The 13,530-nt window shown below is 66.2% G+C and carries 11 protein-coding genes and 1 riboswitch; of the genes, 6 read left to right on the forward strand and 5 right to left on the reverse strand.

The genetic code is table 11. The features are described from left to right. Positions 1–126: 126 nt before the first annotated feature. The 4 genes from F6X62_RS23800 to F6X62_RS23815 form a co-directional block, all read right to left on the reverse strand. On the reverse strand, positions 127–1,026 hold the full coding sequence (locus F6X62_RS23800) for a LysR family transcriptional regulator (RefSeq protein ID WP_125930170.1): 900 nt from the start codon (positions 1,024–1,026) through the stop codon (positions 127–129). Between the two features lie 120 nt (positions 1,027–1,146). Next, on the reverse strand, positions 1,147–2,046 hold the full coding sequence (locus tag F6X62_RS23805; protein WP_153774893.1) for a hydroxymethylglutaryl-CoA lyase: 900 nt from the start codon (positions 2,044–2,046) through the stop codon (positions 1,147–1,149). A 20-nt stretch (positions 2,047–2,066) separates the two neighbouring features. Then, a complete protein-coding gene (locus F6X62_RS23810) occupies positions 2,067–2,459 on the reverse strand; it encodes a MerR family DNA-binding transcriptional regulator (protein WP_054893249.1) in 393 nt (130 codons plus the stop codon). Positions 2,460–2,512: 53 nt separating this feature from the next. Beyond that, a complete protein-coding gene (locus F6X62_RS23815) occupies positions 2,513–3,394 on the reverse strand; it encodes a helix-turn-helix domain-containing protein (protein ID WP_153774894.1) in 882 nt (293 codons plus the stop codon). Positions 3,395–3,559: 165 nt separating this feature from the next. Between F6X62_RS23815 and pobA the strand changes: the two genes are divergently transcribed. Then, entirely contained in the window at positions 3,560–4,744 is a 1,185-nt protein-coding gene (pobA, locus tag F6X62_RS23820; RefSeq protein ID WP_153774895.1) for a 4-hydroxybenzoate 3-monooxygenase, read from the forward strand. 206 nt (positions 4,745–4,950) lie between these two features. Here the strand turns inward: pobA and F6X62_RS23825 are convergent, their stop codons facing one another. Further along, positions 4,951–5,598: an ankyrin repeat domain-containing protein gene (locus F6X62_RS23825; protein WP_153774896.1), complete on the reverse strand. Its 648-nt coding sequence runs from the start codon at positions 5,596–5,598 to the stop codon at positions 4,951–4,953. A 163-nt stretch (positions 5,599–5,761) separates the two neighbouring features. Here F6X62_RS23825 and F6X62_RS23830 point away from each other — a divergent pair, with 163 nt between their 5' ends. From F6X62_RS23830 to F6X62_RS23850, 5 genes are all read left to right on the forward strand, one after another. Beyond that, positions 5,762–6,643: a LysR substrate-binding domain-containing protein gene (locus F6X62_RS23830; RefSeq protein WP_054893919.1), complete on the forward strand. Its 882-nt coding sequence runs from the start codon at positions 5,762–5,764 to the stop codon at positions 6,641–6,643. A 45-nt stretch (positions 6,644–6,688) separates the two neighbouring features. Further along, positions 6,689–6,887, forward strand: a riboswitch (cobalamin riboswitch). 98 nt (positions 6,888–6,985) lie between these two features. Further along, on the forward strand, positions 6,986–8,053 hold the full coding sequence (gene cobW, locus F6X62_RS23835) for a cobalamin biosynthesis protein CobW (RefSeq protein ID WP_054893920.1): 1,068 nt from the start codon (positions 6,986–6,988) through the stop codon (positions 8,051–8,053). A gap of 3 nt (positions 8,054–8,056) precedes the next feature. Beyond that, entirely contained in the window at positions 8,057–11,806 is a 3,750-nt protein-coding gene (gene cobN / locus F6X62_RS23840) for a cobaltochelatase subunit CobN (RefSeq protein WP_153774897.1), read from the forward strand. Between the two features lies 1 nt (position 11,807). Then, positions 11,808–12,806, forward strand: a complete 999-nt coding sequence (locus F6X62_RS23845) for an ATP-binding protein (RefSeq protein WP_153774898.1) — start codon at positions 11,808–11,810, stop codon at positions 12,804–12,806. Positions 12,807–12,859: 53 nt separating this feature from the next. Continuing rightward, the gene (locus F6X62_RS23850; RefSeq protein ID WP_054893923.1) at positions 12,860–13,474 is read left to right on the forward strand and encodes a VWA domain-containing protein; all 615 of its coding nucleotides are present in this window, start codon (positions 12,860–12,862) and stop codon (positions 13,472–13,474) included. The last annotated feature ends 56 nt before the right edge of the window (positions 13,475–13,530 follow it).

Raw genomic sequence — 13,530 nt, forward strand, 5'->3', positions numbered from 1 at the left:
CAGTACGGTGTGAACAGGACCGTAGGCGTCTGGCGCAACGCTGTAAAAGTCTTTTTGGTTCTATGCTAATTATTCGTTTTAAGAATTATCTTTTTTGTTTTTATGCAAGGTGATCATTTAGCCGGGTCAGCTCGCTGCGCTGTTCAGGCGGGTGCCTGCCACGGCGCCGAACAGCTCCACCGGCTCCTGGAGGTTGCCCAAGTAGCGTGGATGGAACAGCCACAGGTCGACTTGCGGCTTGAAATCGCTGACGTTGACGATGTCCAGCAGGTCTCGATGGCGACTGGCAAGCAACAGCGGTTCGGGCACCAGGCCCAGGCCCTGGCCGTTGGCGACCAGCCCCAGTTGCAACTCGGTGCCGAAGGTTTCGAGGTTGATCGACAGTGACAACCCCTGTTCGCTCAATGCGCGCTGCAGCCCGGCGCGAAAGCCGCAACCATCGGGGTTGAGCACCCAGCCGCGGGTATAGCAGTCGCGCAACTTGTAGCTGCGCTTGCCGGCGCTGCCCTTGGCCGCGACCACCCGCAACGGCATACGCGTGATGGAATGGCTGGCGATGCCCTCGGGGAAGATCTTGCCCGGTGGGAAGAGGGCGGCAGCGGCATCCAGCTCGCCGTTTTCCATGCGCGCGATCAGGCTGCTGCCCCAGCCGCTGGTGACCTGGGTGCGCAGCTCAGGGTAGGCCTGGCGGATCTGCGCCAGGGCCTCGAGCAGCACCACATCGCCCAGTGTCTGCGGCACGCCCAGGCGCAGGGTGCCGGACGGCGCGCCATCGTTGGCCACCAGTTCGCGCAGGGCGTCGATTTCACGCAGGATGGCCTTGCACTGCTCGTACACACGCAGGCCCATGGGCGTGGGCTTGAGTGGCTTGGTGTTGCGGTCGAGCAAGGTGGCGCCGAGGTCTTCCTCGAAGTTCTGCACGCGCCGGGTGATGGCCGGCTGGGTCAGTTGCAGCGCTTCGGCGGCAAGGTTGGTCGACTGGCAACGGATGACGGCCACGAAGGCGTCCATGTCATCGATTTTCATATTCGGCGCTCACATATTGAGACTGGAGGACATACCCGCAGAGCATAATCCTGATGGTCGGGATTGTCACAGTTCGATGAGTGAGGCAAGCAGGGCGGCGCTCGCCGCCCCGGGCGAGCGTCAGCGGGCGTTGCGCGCCCGTGCCACCCGCGAGCCGTTGGCACGCCCCAGCACGTCGCTGATGCGCTGGCCGGCGGCGACCAGTTTGTCCAGGTCGATACCGGTCTCGATGCCCAGGCCTTGCAGCAGGTACAGCACGTCTTCGGTGGCGATGTTGCCTGTGGCGCCCTTGGCGTAGGGGCAGCCGCCGAGCCCGGCCACCGAGCTGTCGAACACGCTGATCCCTTCGAGCAGGCTGGCATAGACATTGGCCAGGGCCTGGCCGTAGGTGTCGTGGAAGTGGCCGGCAAGCTGCTCGCGCGGCACCTGCGCCGAGACCACCTCGAACAGGCGCCGGGTATCGCCGGCGGTGCCGGTGCCGATGGTGTCGCCCAGCGACACTTCGTAGCAGCCCATGTCGTGCAGGGCCCGGGCGACCGGGGCGACCTGCTCGGCGCTGACCTTGCCTTCATAAGGGCAGCCGAGCACGCAGGATACATAGCCGCGCACCCGGATACCGTGCTCGCGCGCGGCGTCCATGATCGGTTCGAAGCGTTGCAGGCTCTCGCTGATCGAGCAATTGATGTTGCGCTGTGAGAACGCCTCGGACGCCGCGGCGAACACCGCCACCTCCTTGACCCCGGCTGCCAGTGCATCCTCGAAACCGCGCAAGTTCGGCGCCAGGGCTGCGTAGGTCACCCCGGCACGCTGGCGGATACCGGCAAACACCTCGGCCGATCCAGCCATTTGCGGCACCCACTTGGGCGAGACGAAACTGCCCACCTCGATGTAGGAGAGCCCGGCGTCGGTGAGGTCGTCCACCAGCCGCACCTTGTCGGCGACGCTGATGGGTTGGGCTTCGTTCTGCAAGCCGTCGCGCGGGCCGACTTCGACCAGGCGCACGTGTGCGGGCAATGACATGGCGGGGTTCCTGTGGCGAATCAGCGGTTATTGTTCAGGGTGGCGGCCAGCGCCTGCTCGCAGCGCTCCTGGGCGGTGTCCAGCTCCAAGTGCATCTGCTGGATATCGAGCATCTGCTGCTCCAGTTGCGCGCGGCGTTCGGCGATCTTGGCCAGCATGCTGGTGAGCTGCTTGAGGTTGCCGCCGCTGGGGTCGTAGAGCTCGATCAGCTCGCGGCATTCGGCCAGCGAGAAGCCGATGCGCTTGCCGCGCAGGATCAGCTTGAGCGTCACCTTGTCACGCGCCGAATAGATGCGCTCCAGGCCGCGACGCTCGGGGCTCAGCAGACCCTGTTCCTCGTAGAAGCGGATGGCGCGGGTGGTGATGTCCAGCTCGCGGGACAGGTCGGAGATGCTGTAGGTCTGGCTGCTCATGCTCGGGCTCGGGGGTGGAATGTGAGTAAGCTAAAGGCAGGTTGACGTATACGTCAAGGTGATTGCGCAGTGCCGCTGCGTCGGTAGGCATTGGGCGTCTGGCCGCTGAGGCGCTTGAAGAAGCGTGCGAAGTAAGTGGGATCGCTGAAACCCAGGCTGTCGGACAACTGGCCGATGCTCATGCGTGTGTAGGTCAGGTTGCGCCGCGCTTCGAGCAGCAGGCGCTGGTGGATCACCTGCAGCGCGGTCTGCCCGCTCAGCGCGCGGCACAGCTGGTTGAGCTGCAGGCTGGTGATGCCCAGCCGTGCAGCGAACTCATCGACCGACAGGTGCTGGCGGTAATGCGCTTCGACCAGGCGCAGGTAGTGCCCGAGCAGGTGGCGGTCGCGCTCGTCGCGGTTGCGCGGTGCCTGGCCCAGTTGCTGGCGGCTGATCCACACCATCAGGGCGGTCACCAGCGCCTGCAGCATGGCGGCGCGAGCGGGTGCGCTGCCCTGGTACTCCTGCTGCAAGGTGTCGATCAGCCCGCGCAGGCGCGTGCGGTCGCGGCCCAGCGGGTAGCAGGCCGCCGATGCCAGCACCGCCAGTGGCGCACCCAGGCGCTGCTCGAGGTCGGCCACCAGCGCCGTACCGAAGGTCAGTACATGGCCCTGGATGTCGGCGCTGAAGCGAAAGCCATGCACCGTCAGCGGTGGTACCACCTGGATCGCCGCCTCGTGGATCTCGCTGCGTCGACCTTCGATTTCCACCAGCGCGTGCCCGCGCTGCACGTAGAGCAACTGGAACAGTTCGGCATGCTGGTGCGGCTTGATTTCCCAGTGGTGCAGGCGGCTGCGTGCGGGGATCGATTCGCAGTGCAGCAGATCGGTGCCGGGCCAGGCGTGGTTCTCGCCATAGAGCTGAAACAGCGGTACGCCGGGAAGGGAGAATTTCATGGTCGGGACACCTGTGCGCTGATCGCACGGAATTTTGAAAAGTGCAGATTTTCCATCGGATATGACACCTTTTCAGCTTTTTGCGCCAGTAAAAATGCAGGGGCTAACCCGAATAACGTATGCCGGCTGCCGCCAGTACGGCATCGACAAGGCGAGACAACAACAATGAAAACCCAGGTTGCAATCATTGGCGCCGGCCCTTCTGGCCTGCTGCTTGGTCAACTGCTGCACAAGGCGGGCATCGACACGCTCATTCTCGAACGCCAGACCCCTGAGTACGTGCTTGGCCGTATCCGCGCCGGTGTGCTGGAGCAGGGCACCGTTGACCTGCTGCGCGAGGCCGGGGTATCGGCGCGCATGGACCGTGAGGGGCTGGTGCACGAGGGTGTCGAACTGTTGGTGGCAGGGCGCCGCCAGCGCCTGGACCTCAAGGCCCTGACCGGCGGCAAGACGGTGATGGTGTACGGCCAGACCGAAGTCACCCGCGACCTCATGCAGGCCCGCGAGCAGAGCGGGGCGCCGATCGTGTATGGCGCGAGCAACGTGCAGCCGCACGGGCTCAAGGACGAGCGGTCCTACGTGACCTACGAGAAGGACGGCCAGTTGCACCGCGTCGAGTGCGATTACATCGCGGGTTGCGACGGTTTTCATGGCGTTTCGCGCCAGAGCATTCCACAGGGCGTGCTCAAGCAGTACGAGCGGGTCTATCCGTTTGGTTGGCTGGGGTTGCTGGCCGATACCCCGCCGGTCAACCACGAGCTGATCTATGCGCATCATGACCGTGGTTTCGTGTTGTGCAGCCAGCGCTCCACCACTCGCAGCCGATACTACCTGCAGGTGCCGCTGGACGAGCGGGTGGAGAACTGGCCCGATGCGCGTTTCTGGGACGAACTCAGGGCGCGTCTGCCCGAGGACGTCGCCGCGCGCCTGGTCACCGGCCCCGCGCTGGAAAAGAGCATCGCGCCGCTGCGCAGCCTGGTGGTCGAGCCGATGCAGTACGGGCACCTGTTCCTGGTGGGGGATGCGGCGCATATCGTGCCACCGACCGGGGCCAAGGGCCTGAACCTGGCAGCCTCGGACGTCAACTACCTGTATCGCATCCTGGTCAAGGTCTACCGCGAAGGTCGCACCGACTTGCTGGAGCGCTACTCACCGCTGGCGCTGCGGCGGGTCTGGAAGGGCGAGCGTTTCAGCTGGTTCATGACCCAGCTGCTGCATGATTTTGGCGAGCACAAGGATGCCTGGGACCAGAAGATGCAGGAGGCCGACCGGGAGTACTTCCTGTCGTCCGAGGCCGGCCTGGTGAACATTGCCGAGAATTATGTGGGCTTGCCGTACGAGGAGGTGTAGCAACTGTCTCCCTCAAAATTTAAAGTCCAGCCCAATCCCCCTGTGGGAGCGGGCTTGCCCGCGAACACGGGCGTAGCCCGTGCCAGGCAGCGCGGAGTATTTTTCGCGGGCAAGCCCGCTCCCACAACAGGCCCCATAGCTTCTGAATACGGTGGTGTTACCCGTGCGAGCCAACTGTCTTTCACCTACCACCGACCAGCGCTTCATCAACGCTCCAGCAACGCCACCATCTCGGCATACCCGCGTGCCCGCGCATGCTCCAGCGCCGTCACGCCATCCTTGTCGGCAATCGCAGGGTCCGCGCCTGCCGCCAGCAGCCGACGCACGATGTCCACATGGCGCGGGCCGCCGTCGCCAAGGATCACTGCCTCCAGCAAGGCGGTCCAGTGCAACCGGTTGAGGTGGTTCACGTCCACGCCCGCGTCGATCAGTATCTGCACCGTTTCCACATGACCACGCTCGGCCGCCGGGATCAGCGCGGTGCCGCCGTAGCGGTTGGTGCTGGCGAGGTCGGCGCCGTGGGCCAGGGTCAGGCGCAGGATCTCGTTCAGACCGCGGGCACCGGCATACAGGTAGGGGCTGTCGTGGATGTTGTCCTTGGCGTTGACATCGGCGCCGGCTTCGATCAGCACTTTGGCCGCGTCGATATGGTTGCCTTGGGTCGCCGCCAGCAGGGGCGTGCGCCCTTGGCCATCGCGGCTGTCGAGCGCCAGTGGTTCCTTGAGCAAGCGACGGATGGCAGGTGCATCGTTGCGCTGGGCGGCATAAAGCAGGCGGGTATCCATGGAGGTGGTCTCGGCGTGGGCGGCAAGGCAGGTGAAGGCCAGCAGGCAGGCGGCGAGGGTGTGGCGCATGCGTGGGGCTCCTGAGGCAAAACCTCATCCTAGGGAAAAAGTTGCCGGCGACTGAAACGAATTATCTGGATGACCGGTAGTGGATTTCCGAATGCATCAACGTTGCCCGGCGTGAAGGGCCATGCTAGAAGTCAGGCTCGTCATTTGAAAACCGAATACCCTCATGTCCATCAGCGTAAAACCGAATAGGGCTCTGTTCGACCTCGACCTGTTGCGCGCCATCGTCGTGGTCGCCGATTGCGGCAGCTTCACCACGGCTGCAGCGCGCCTGCATTCGACCCAGTCGACCATCAGCCAGAAGGTGCGACGCCTCGAGGAGATGGTCGGCCATCGCCTGCTGGTGCGTGGCAATCGCGACGTGCTGCCCACCGACGCCGGGCAGACGCTGCTTGGCTATGCCAGGCACATGCTGGCGCTGAACGACCAGATGCTCGAGGCCCTGGCCGGGGCCATGGTTGGCGTCACCGTGCGCCTTGGCGTGCCCGAAGATTTCGTCGGCGGGCGAACCACCAATGCGCTGTCGGCGTTCAGCCGCCTGCACCCGCAGGTCAAGCTGGAAGTCACCAGCGGTCTGTGCCGCGACCTGAGCCAGGCCTACGACAATGGCGAACTCGACCTGGTGCTGCTCAAGCAGCGGCGCAACAGCCGCGAGGGCGTGTCCTGCTGGCCCGAACGCCTGCAATGGATCGACAGCGTGCGCATGCCGGCCTTCGAGCTTGACCCGGTACCTTTGGTCACCTTTCCGCCGCGCGGGCTGTACCGCGAAGACATGATCCATGCCATCGAAGGCATGGGCCGCCGCTGGCGAATCAGCTTCACCAGCTCCAGCCTGTCCGGGATCCAGGCCGCGGTGGCCGACGGCATGGGCGTGAGCCTGCTGCCGCCGCGCGCGGCCACCGCCGAGCACCGGGTGCTGGGGGCGGCGCAAGGGTTGCCGGAGGTTGACAGCTACGAGATCGTCATCGTCCACCGGCCAACGGCCGACGTGATGGTCAAGGCCCTGGCGCAGGTGCTGACCGAGCTGCTGGCCGGGGATGGCATCTGAAGGCTCCGATCAGCGTCAGACGGTTGACCACCTGCGCACCACTGCGTAGCCTTGCCGCTTCGAGGTTCTCCGGCGCTGCCGGAGCTAAGACGGGAACGCGGTACAAGCCGCGGCTGCCCCCGCAACTGTAAGCACTGAACAGGTTCGACATAGCCACTGCGCCCACGCGCGGGAAGGCGTCGCCCTGACGGCTGGACGTCGTGCAGTGCAAGCCAGGAGACCTGCCTCGCAACGTTTTCGACTTTCAACCGGGCGGGGTGATCCGGTGGCGAGCGAGTCCGGCCGGTCGGCCGCGGCTTTCGTCCCGCATGCCCGCACCATTGCTGCCAAGGGCATCGCCACATGAAAACACTGGCCAAACTTCCCGTCACCATCGTCACCGGCTTCCTCGGCTCGGGCAAGACCACCTTGCTTCGCCACATGCTCGACAACGCCCAGGGGCGACGCATCGCGGTCATCGTCAACGAGTTTGGCGAGTTGGGTATCGACGGCGAAATCCTCAAGCAGTGCAGCATCGGCTGCACCGAGGAAGAGGCCAACGGCCGCGTCTATGAGCTGGCCAACGGCTGCCTGTGCTGCACCGTGCAGGAAGAGTTCTTCCCGGTGATGCGTGAGCTGGTCGCCCGTCGCGGTGACCTGGACCACATTCTCATCGAGACCAGTGGCCTGGCCTTGCCCAAACCGCTGGTGCAAGCCTTCCAGTGGCCGGAAATCCGCAATGCCTGCACCGTCGATGCGGTGATCACCGTGGTCGACAGCCCGGCCGTGGCCGCCGGCACCTTCGCCGCCTACCCGGACCAGGTCGACGCCCAGCGCAAGCTGGACCCCAACCTGGACCACGAATCCCCGCTGCACGAGCTGTTCGCCGACCAGCTGGCCAGTGCCGATCTGGTGGTGCTGAACAAGGCTGACCTGATCGACGCCGAGGGCCTGGCCAAGGTCCGCGCCGAAGTCGCCGAAGAACTGCCGCCGGCCGTCAAGGTGATCGAGGCCAGCAGCGGTCGCCTGCCGCTGGATGTGTTGCTGGGCGTAGGGGCCGAGTCCGAAGTGCATATCGATGGCCGTCGCACCCACCACGATTCGCACCACGACGGCGACGATCATGACGATCATGATCATGACGCCTTCGACTCCATCTCCATCGACCTGCCTGAAGCGGACGAAAGCCTGCTGCTCGATGCCCTGACGCAACTGGTCACCGAGTTCGGCATCCTGCGTGCCAAAGGTTTTGCCGCGATCCCCGGCAAGCCGATGCGCCTGTTGATCCAAGGTGTGGGCACGCGCTTCGACAAGCACTTCGACCGCGCCTGGCGCAGCGACGAGCCGCGCATCACCCGTCTGGTGCTGATCGGTCAGGACCTCGACGCGGCACAGTTGGAAGCGCGCCTGCGCCAGGCCCTGGGCGCCTGATCCATGCACCTGCTGCGGACCCAGCCCGGCGGCTTCGTGCCGGACGACAGCATTGCCGACCTTGGCCAGACGCCCGCCGAGCTGGTGATTCTCTGCAGCGGCGACTCTCACCTGGCACTGCTCGCCGAAACCGCCGAGCAGTTGCCGGACGATTTCCCCAGCCTGCGCCTGGCCAACCCCATGCAGGTGCAGAACCACGCCTCCGTCGACCTTTACATCGATGAGGTGTTGCGTCACGCCAAGGTGATCCTGGTGTCGCTGCACGGCGGTGTCGGCTACTGGCGCTATGGCGTAGAACAGTTGGTCGAACTCGCGGCGCGTGGCGTGCAGTTGATCCTGGTGCCCGGCGATGACCGCCCCGACCCTGAGCTGACGCAGTTGGGCACGGTGCCGACCGAGCAGGCCGAGCGGCTCTGGCACTACCTGCGCCAGGGCGGCAAGGCCAATGCGGTCAACCTGTTCAATTGCCTGGCCAGTCAGTGGCTGGGGCGCGACTATGCCTGGGACGAACCCCAGCCGCTGCCGCGCACCACGGTCTACCACCCCGGCAAGCCCAGTGCAGGGCTTGAAGACTGGTTCCCCGAGTGGCACCCGGAGCATCCGGTGGCGCCGATCCTGTTCTACCGCTCGCACCTGCAGGCCGCCAACACCGCGTTCATCGATGTGTTCTGCCAGCGCTTGCAGGCGGCAGGGCTGAACCCATTGCCGATCGCAGTCGCCAGCCTCAAGGAGTCGGCCTGTCTGGAACAGGTCGAGGCGTGGCTCGACGAGGTCGGCGCCGAGGTGGTGATCAACACCACAGGCTTTGCCTTGTCCAGCCCGGAGCGGCCCAACCTGCGCCCGCTGCGCCGCGACGTGCCGGTGTTGCAGGCGATCTGCGCCCAGGACAACCAGCCCGGCTGGGAAGCCAGCGAGCAGGGCTTGGGCGCGCGCGACCTGGCGATGCACATCGCCTTGCCGGAGCTGGACGGGCGCATCATCACCCGGCCGGTCAGCTTCAAGGACCTGGCCTGGCGCAGCGAGCGCAGCCAGTCCGATGTGGTCTGCTACAAGGCCCATCCCGAACGCATGGATTTCGTCGCCGAACTGGCGCGGCGCTGGGTCGAGCTGGCGCGACTGCCCAATGCCCAGAAGCGTGTGGCGCTGGTGCTGGCCAACTATCCGACCCGCGACGGGCGTATCGGCAATGGCGTAGGGCTCGACACGCCGGGCGCCGCGCTCAACATCCTGCATGCCCTGCAGGCCGAGGGCTACCCGGTTGCGGGCCTGCCGCAGACGGGCACGGCGCTGATCCACGAACTGCTCGGCGGCGTGACCAACGACCTGGACCACCTCGACCAGCGTCCCTGTGCCCAAAGCCTGTCCCTGGACGACTACCTCGCGGCCTTCGCCTGCCTGCCCGAGGCCAACCAGCAGGCAGTGCGCCAACGCTGGGGCTCGCCCGAGCAAGACCCGATGTTCCGCAACGGCCGGATGATGATCGCCGGTCTGCGCTACGGCCTGACCTTCGTCGGCATCCAGCCGGCCCGGGGCTACCAGGTAGACCCTAGCGCGGTGTATCACGACCCGGACCTGGTGCCGCCGCACGGCTACCTGGCGTTCCATTTCTGGTTGCGCAACGGCTTTGCCGCCGATGCGCTGATCCATGTCGGCAAGCACGGCAACCTGGAGTGGCTGCCCGGCAAGGGCGTCGGACTGTCCGCCGAGTGCTGGCCGGATGCGCTGCTCGGCCCACTGCCGAACATCTACCCGTTCATCGTCAACGATCCCGGTGAAGGTGCCCAGGCCAAGCGCCGCACCCAGGCGGTGATCATCGATCACCTGATGCCGCCGCTGACCCGCGCCGAAACCTACGGGCCGCTGCGGCATCTGGAGCAGCTGGCCGACGAATACTACGAGGCGCAACTGCTCGACCCGCGCCGCGCCCGCGAGCTGCAGCGCGACATTCTCGAGCTGGTCAAGGCCAACCATATCGACCGTGACCTGCAGCTCGAAGGGCAACTGGACGATGCGGCTGTCTGGCTGCCGCGCCTGGACACTTATTTGTGCGACTTGAAAGAGTCGCAGATTCGCGATGGCTTGCATGTCTTTGGTCAGTCGCCGCAGGGGCGCCTGCGCAGCGATACGCTGCTGGCGCTGCTGCGGGTCGATCGTGGTGACGGCCGCGGTGGCAATGCCAGCCTGCTGCGCGCACTGGCACGTGCTCTGGAACTGGCGTTCGACCCGCTGGACTGCGACCTTGGCCAGGCTTGGCAAGGGCCGCGTCCCGAGCTGCTGCAGGCGCTGGATGCTGCGTTGTGGCGCACCCAGGGTGATACCCGTGAACGTCTGGAGATGCTCGCCCTGGCCCTGATCGAAGGGCGCCTGGCAGCACCCGATACCACGCAATGGCAGGCGGTGCATGCCGTGCTGCAGGCACTCGCCGACGAAGTCGCGCCGAACCTGGATGCCTGTGGCGCCGCCGAGATCGACGGCCTGCTCGCGGCCCTGGCCGGGCGTTTTGTGCCGGCAGGCCCCAGCGGCGCACCCAGTCGCGGACGTCTGGACGTGCTGCCCACCGGACGCAACTTCTATACCGTGGATGTGCGCAACCTGCCCACCACCACCGCCTGGCGCCTGGGCTTTGCCTCGGCCAGCCTGATCCTCGAGCGCCACCTGCAGGAACATGGTGATCACTTGCGCCAGCTCGGGCTGTCGGTCTGGGGCACGGCGACCATGCGCACCGGCGGTGATGACATCGCCCAGGCCATGGCGCTGATGGGGGTGAGGCCGGTATGGGCCACCGGCAGCCAGCGGGTCGATGACTTCGAAATCCTGCCCCTGAGCCTGCTCGATCGCCCGCGGGTCGATGTAACCTTGCGCGTGTCGGGGTTCTTCCGTGATGCCTTCGGCAACCTGATCCGCCTGTTCGACGCGGCGGTACAGGCCGTGGCGGCGCTGGATGAGCCGGACGACCTCAACCCGCTGGCTGCCCGCGTGCGTGCCGAGCGCGCGGCGCTGCTGGCGCAGGGTGTCGATGCCGAGCAGGCCACGCGTCAGGCGGGTTGGCGGGTGTTCGGCGCCAAGCCGGGTGCCTATGGCGCGGGTGTGCAGAACGCCATCGACGGACGCCTCTGGCAGGGGCGCGCCGACTTGGCCGAGGTCTACCTCAACCATGGCGGCTATGCCTATGGTGCTGCCGATGAAGGCACGCCGGCACGGGCCCAGTTCGCCCAGCGCCTGGGGCAGGTCCAGGCGGTGTTGCAGAACCAGGACAACCACGAGCACGACCTGCTCGACTCCAACGACTACTACCAGTTCCAGGGCGGCATGCTCGCGGCTGCCGAAACTTTGGCCGGCGCCACGGTCGCCAGCTACCACGGCGACCACAGCCAGGTCGATCGCCCGCGTATCCGCACCCTCAAGGAGGAGCTGAACCGGGTGATCCGTGCGCGTGCGCTGAACCCGAAATGGATCGACGGGGTCAAGCGTCACGGCTATAAAGGTGCCTTCGAACTGGCGGCGACGGTCGACAACCTGTTCGCCTTCGATGCCACTACTCACCTGATTGACGATCACCATTACCAGTCGCTGGCCGATGCCTACGTGCTCGATCCGGCGACCCGAGCATTCATGCGCGAGCATAACCCGCACGCCTTGCACGATCTGACCGAACGGTTGCTGGAAGCCCAGCAGCGTGGTCTGTGGCAGGCGCCGGGCGATTACCGCGAGGCCCTCGAGCAGCAGTTGCTCGACGGCGAGGAAGAAGCCTGAAATGACCGAACCCCTGCAGTTCCCCCTGGCCGCCGTGGTCGGTGCCGAAGACCTCAAGCTGGCCCTGTGCCTGACCGCCATCGACCCGAAGATCGGCGGTGTGCTGATCGAAGGTCCGCGTGGCATGGCCAAGAGCACCTTGGCCCGGGGCCTGGCCGACCTGCTCGGCGCAGGCCCTTTCGTGACCCTGCCGCTGGGCGCGACCGAAGAGCGGCTGGTCGGTACTCTGGATCTTGATGCTGCGCTGGGGCAGGGCAAGGCACGCTTCTCGGCGGGCGTGCTGGCCCAGGCGGATGGTGGGGTGCTCTATGTGGATGAGGTCAACCTGCTGCCCGACCCACTGGTGGACCTGCTGCTGGATGTGGCGGCCAGCGGCACCAACCGTGTCGAGCGCGACGGCATCTCGCACCGTCACTCGGCGCGTTTCGTGCTGATCGGCACCATGAATCCGGAAGAGGGCGAGCTGCGTCCGCAGTTGCTCGACCGTTTCGGCTTGAACATTGCCCTTGAAGGCACGCCTGAGCCGAACGACCGTCAGCAGATCATCCGCCGCCGTCTGGCATTCGACAGCGACCCCGAGGCGTTCTGCGCGCAGTGGGCAGCGGCCCAGGCGCAGTTGCGCGACCGCTGCCAGCACGCGCGTGAGCGCCTGCCGGCCATCGCCCTGGACGACCAGGCGCTGGCCTGGATCACCGAGCGTTGTTTCGCTGCGGGTGTCGATGGCCTGCGTGCCGACCTGGTCTGGTTGCGGGCGGCACGCGCCCATGCCGCGTGGCGCGGTGCTGCGGCCATCGGCGAGGAAGATGTAGAGGCTGTGGCCGAATTTGCCTTGCGCCATCGCCGCCGTAGCGCAGAGCCGCCCGCTGGCTCGAACATGCCACCTCAGGGCGGCCAGCAGCCGCAAGACCCGAGTGGACAAGGTGACTGGGGGGCAATGGAGGCACAACCGGTGAGCGCAGGTGCCCGGCGTGAGGTGCCGAACTGGGCAAAAAAGCCCTGAGCATCCGCGCACGAAGTGGTTCAGCGGCGGATGCCAGGCCCCGTGCCGGAAAACTGACAGGTGCCAGCCGTGGACGCGCCCGTGCAGCCGCTGACGGTCGGGTCGCCTGGCTGCCGACCCTGCTCAAGGGGCGGCCGCGCCGTGTCGAGGACCTGTGCTGGCAGCAACGCCGTGGGCAAGCGCCGGAACTGTGGTTGGTGATCGTCGATGCGTCGGCGTCAACCCGCCGCCACCAATCCCTTGCGCAAGCCAAGGGGTTGCTGGAGACCTTCTTCGACCAGGCCTACCGCCAGCGTGCGCGCCTGGCGTTGCTGACCGCCAGCGGCAGCACGCCTCAGTGGCAGCGTCATGGCCTGAAGGCCTCGGCTGCGCTTCAGCCGTGGCTGCGGGCGCTCGGGGCGGGAGGCGGCACGCCGTTGCTCGCGGCCCTGGAAGAGGCGCGCCAGTGGTTGCTGCGCCGCGGCAAAGCGCACCCCGGGGAGGTACAGCGCTGCCTGGTGCTGACCGACGGGCGCCTGCAACGCTGGAAGCCTGTGCAGCCGATGCCCTGTGCCTGCGTGCTGGTCGATATCGAGACGGCGCCGGTGCGCCTGGGGCGGGCACGGCAACTCGCTGCGCAACTGCAGGCGGATTACCAGCATGTCGAGCAGTTCAACGTTGTTGAATAAAGTGGGCGCGCGACAATAAGTCGCACAAACTGAAAGTTGCCGAAGCGGCAGGGGGA

This window comes from Pseudomonas sp. MNR3A, assembly GCF_009650575.1.
Classification (GTDB): domain Bacteria; phylum Pseudomonadota; class Gammaproteobacteria; order Pseudomonadales; family Pseudomonadaceae; genus Aquipseudomonas; species Aquipseudomonas machongensis.

Coding starts and splice junctions, on each gene's coding strand:
- F6X62_RS23800 (WP_125930170.1), bottom strand. CDS start 1,026: ATGAAAATCGATGACATGGACGCCTTCGTGGCCGTCATCCGTTGCCAG.
- F6X62_RS23805 (WP_153774893.1), bottom strand. CDS start 2,046: ATGTCATTGCCCGCACACGTGCGCCTGGTCGAAGTCGGCCCGCGCGAC.
- F6X62_RS23810 (WP_054893249.1), bottom strand. CDS start 2,459: ATGAGCAGCCAGACCTACAGCATCTCCGACCTGTCCCGCGAGCTGGAC.
- F6X62_RS23815 (WP_153774894.1), bottom strand. CDS start 3,394: ATGAAATTCTCCCTTCCCGGCGTACCGCTGTTTCAGCTCTATGGCGAG.
- pobA (WP_153774895.1), top strand. CDS start 3,560: ATGAAAACCCAGGTTGCAATCATTGGCGCCGGCCCTTCTGGCCTGCTG.
- F6X62_RS23825 (WP_153774896.1), bottom strand. CDS start 5,598: ATGCGCCACACCCTCGCCGCCTGCCTGCTGGCCTTCACCTGCCTTGCC.
- F6X62_RS23830 (WP_054893919.1), top strand. CDS start 5,762: ATGTCCATCAGCGTAAAACCGAATAGGGCTCTGTTCGACCTCGACCTG.
- cobW (WP_054893920.1), top strand. CDS start 6,986: ATGAAAACACTGGCCAAACTTCCCGTCACCATCGTCACCGGCTTCCTC.
- cobN (WP_153774897.1), top strand. CDS start 8,057: ATGCACCTGCTGCGGACCCAGCCCGGCGGCTTCGTGCCGGACGACAGC.
- F6X62_RS23845 (WP_153774898.1), top strand. CDS start 11,808: ATGACCGAACCCCTGCAGTTCCCCCTGGCCGCCGTGGTCGGTGCCGAA.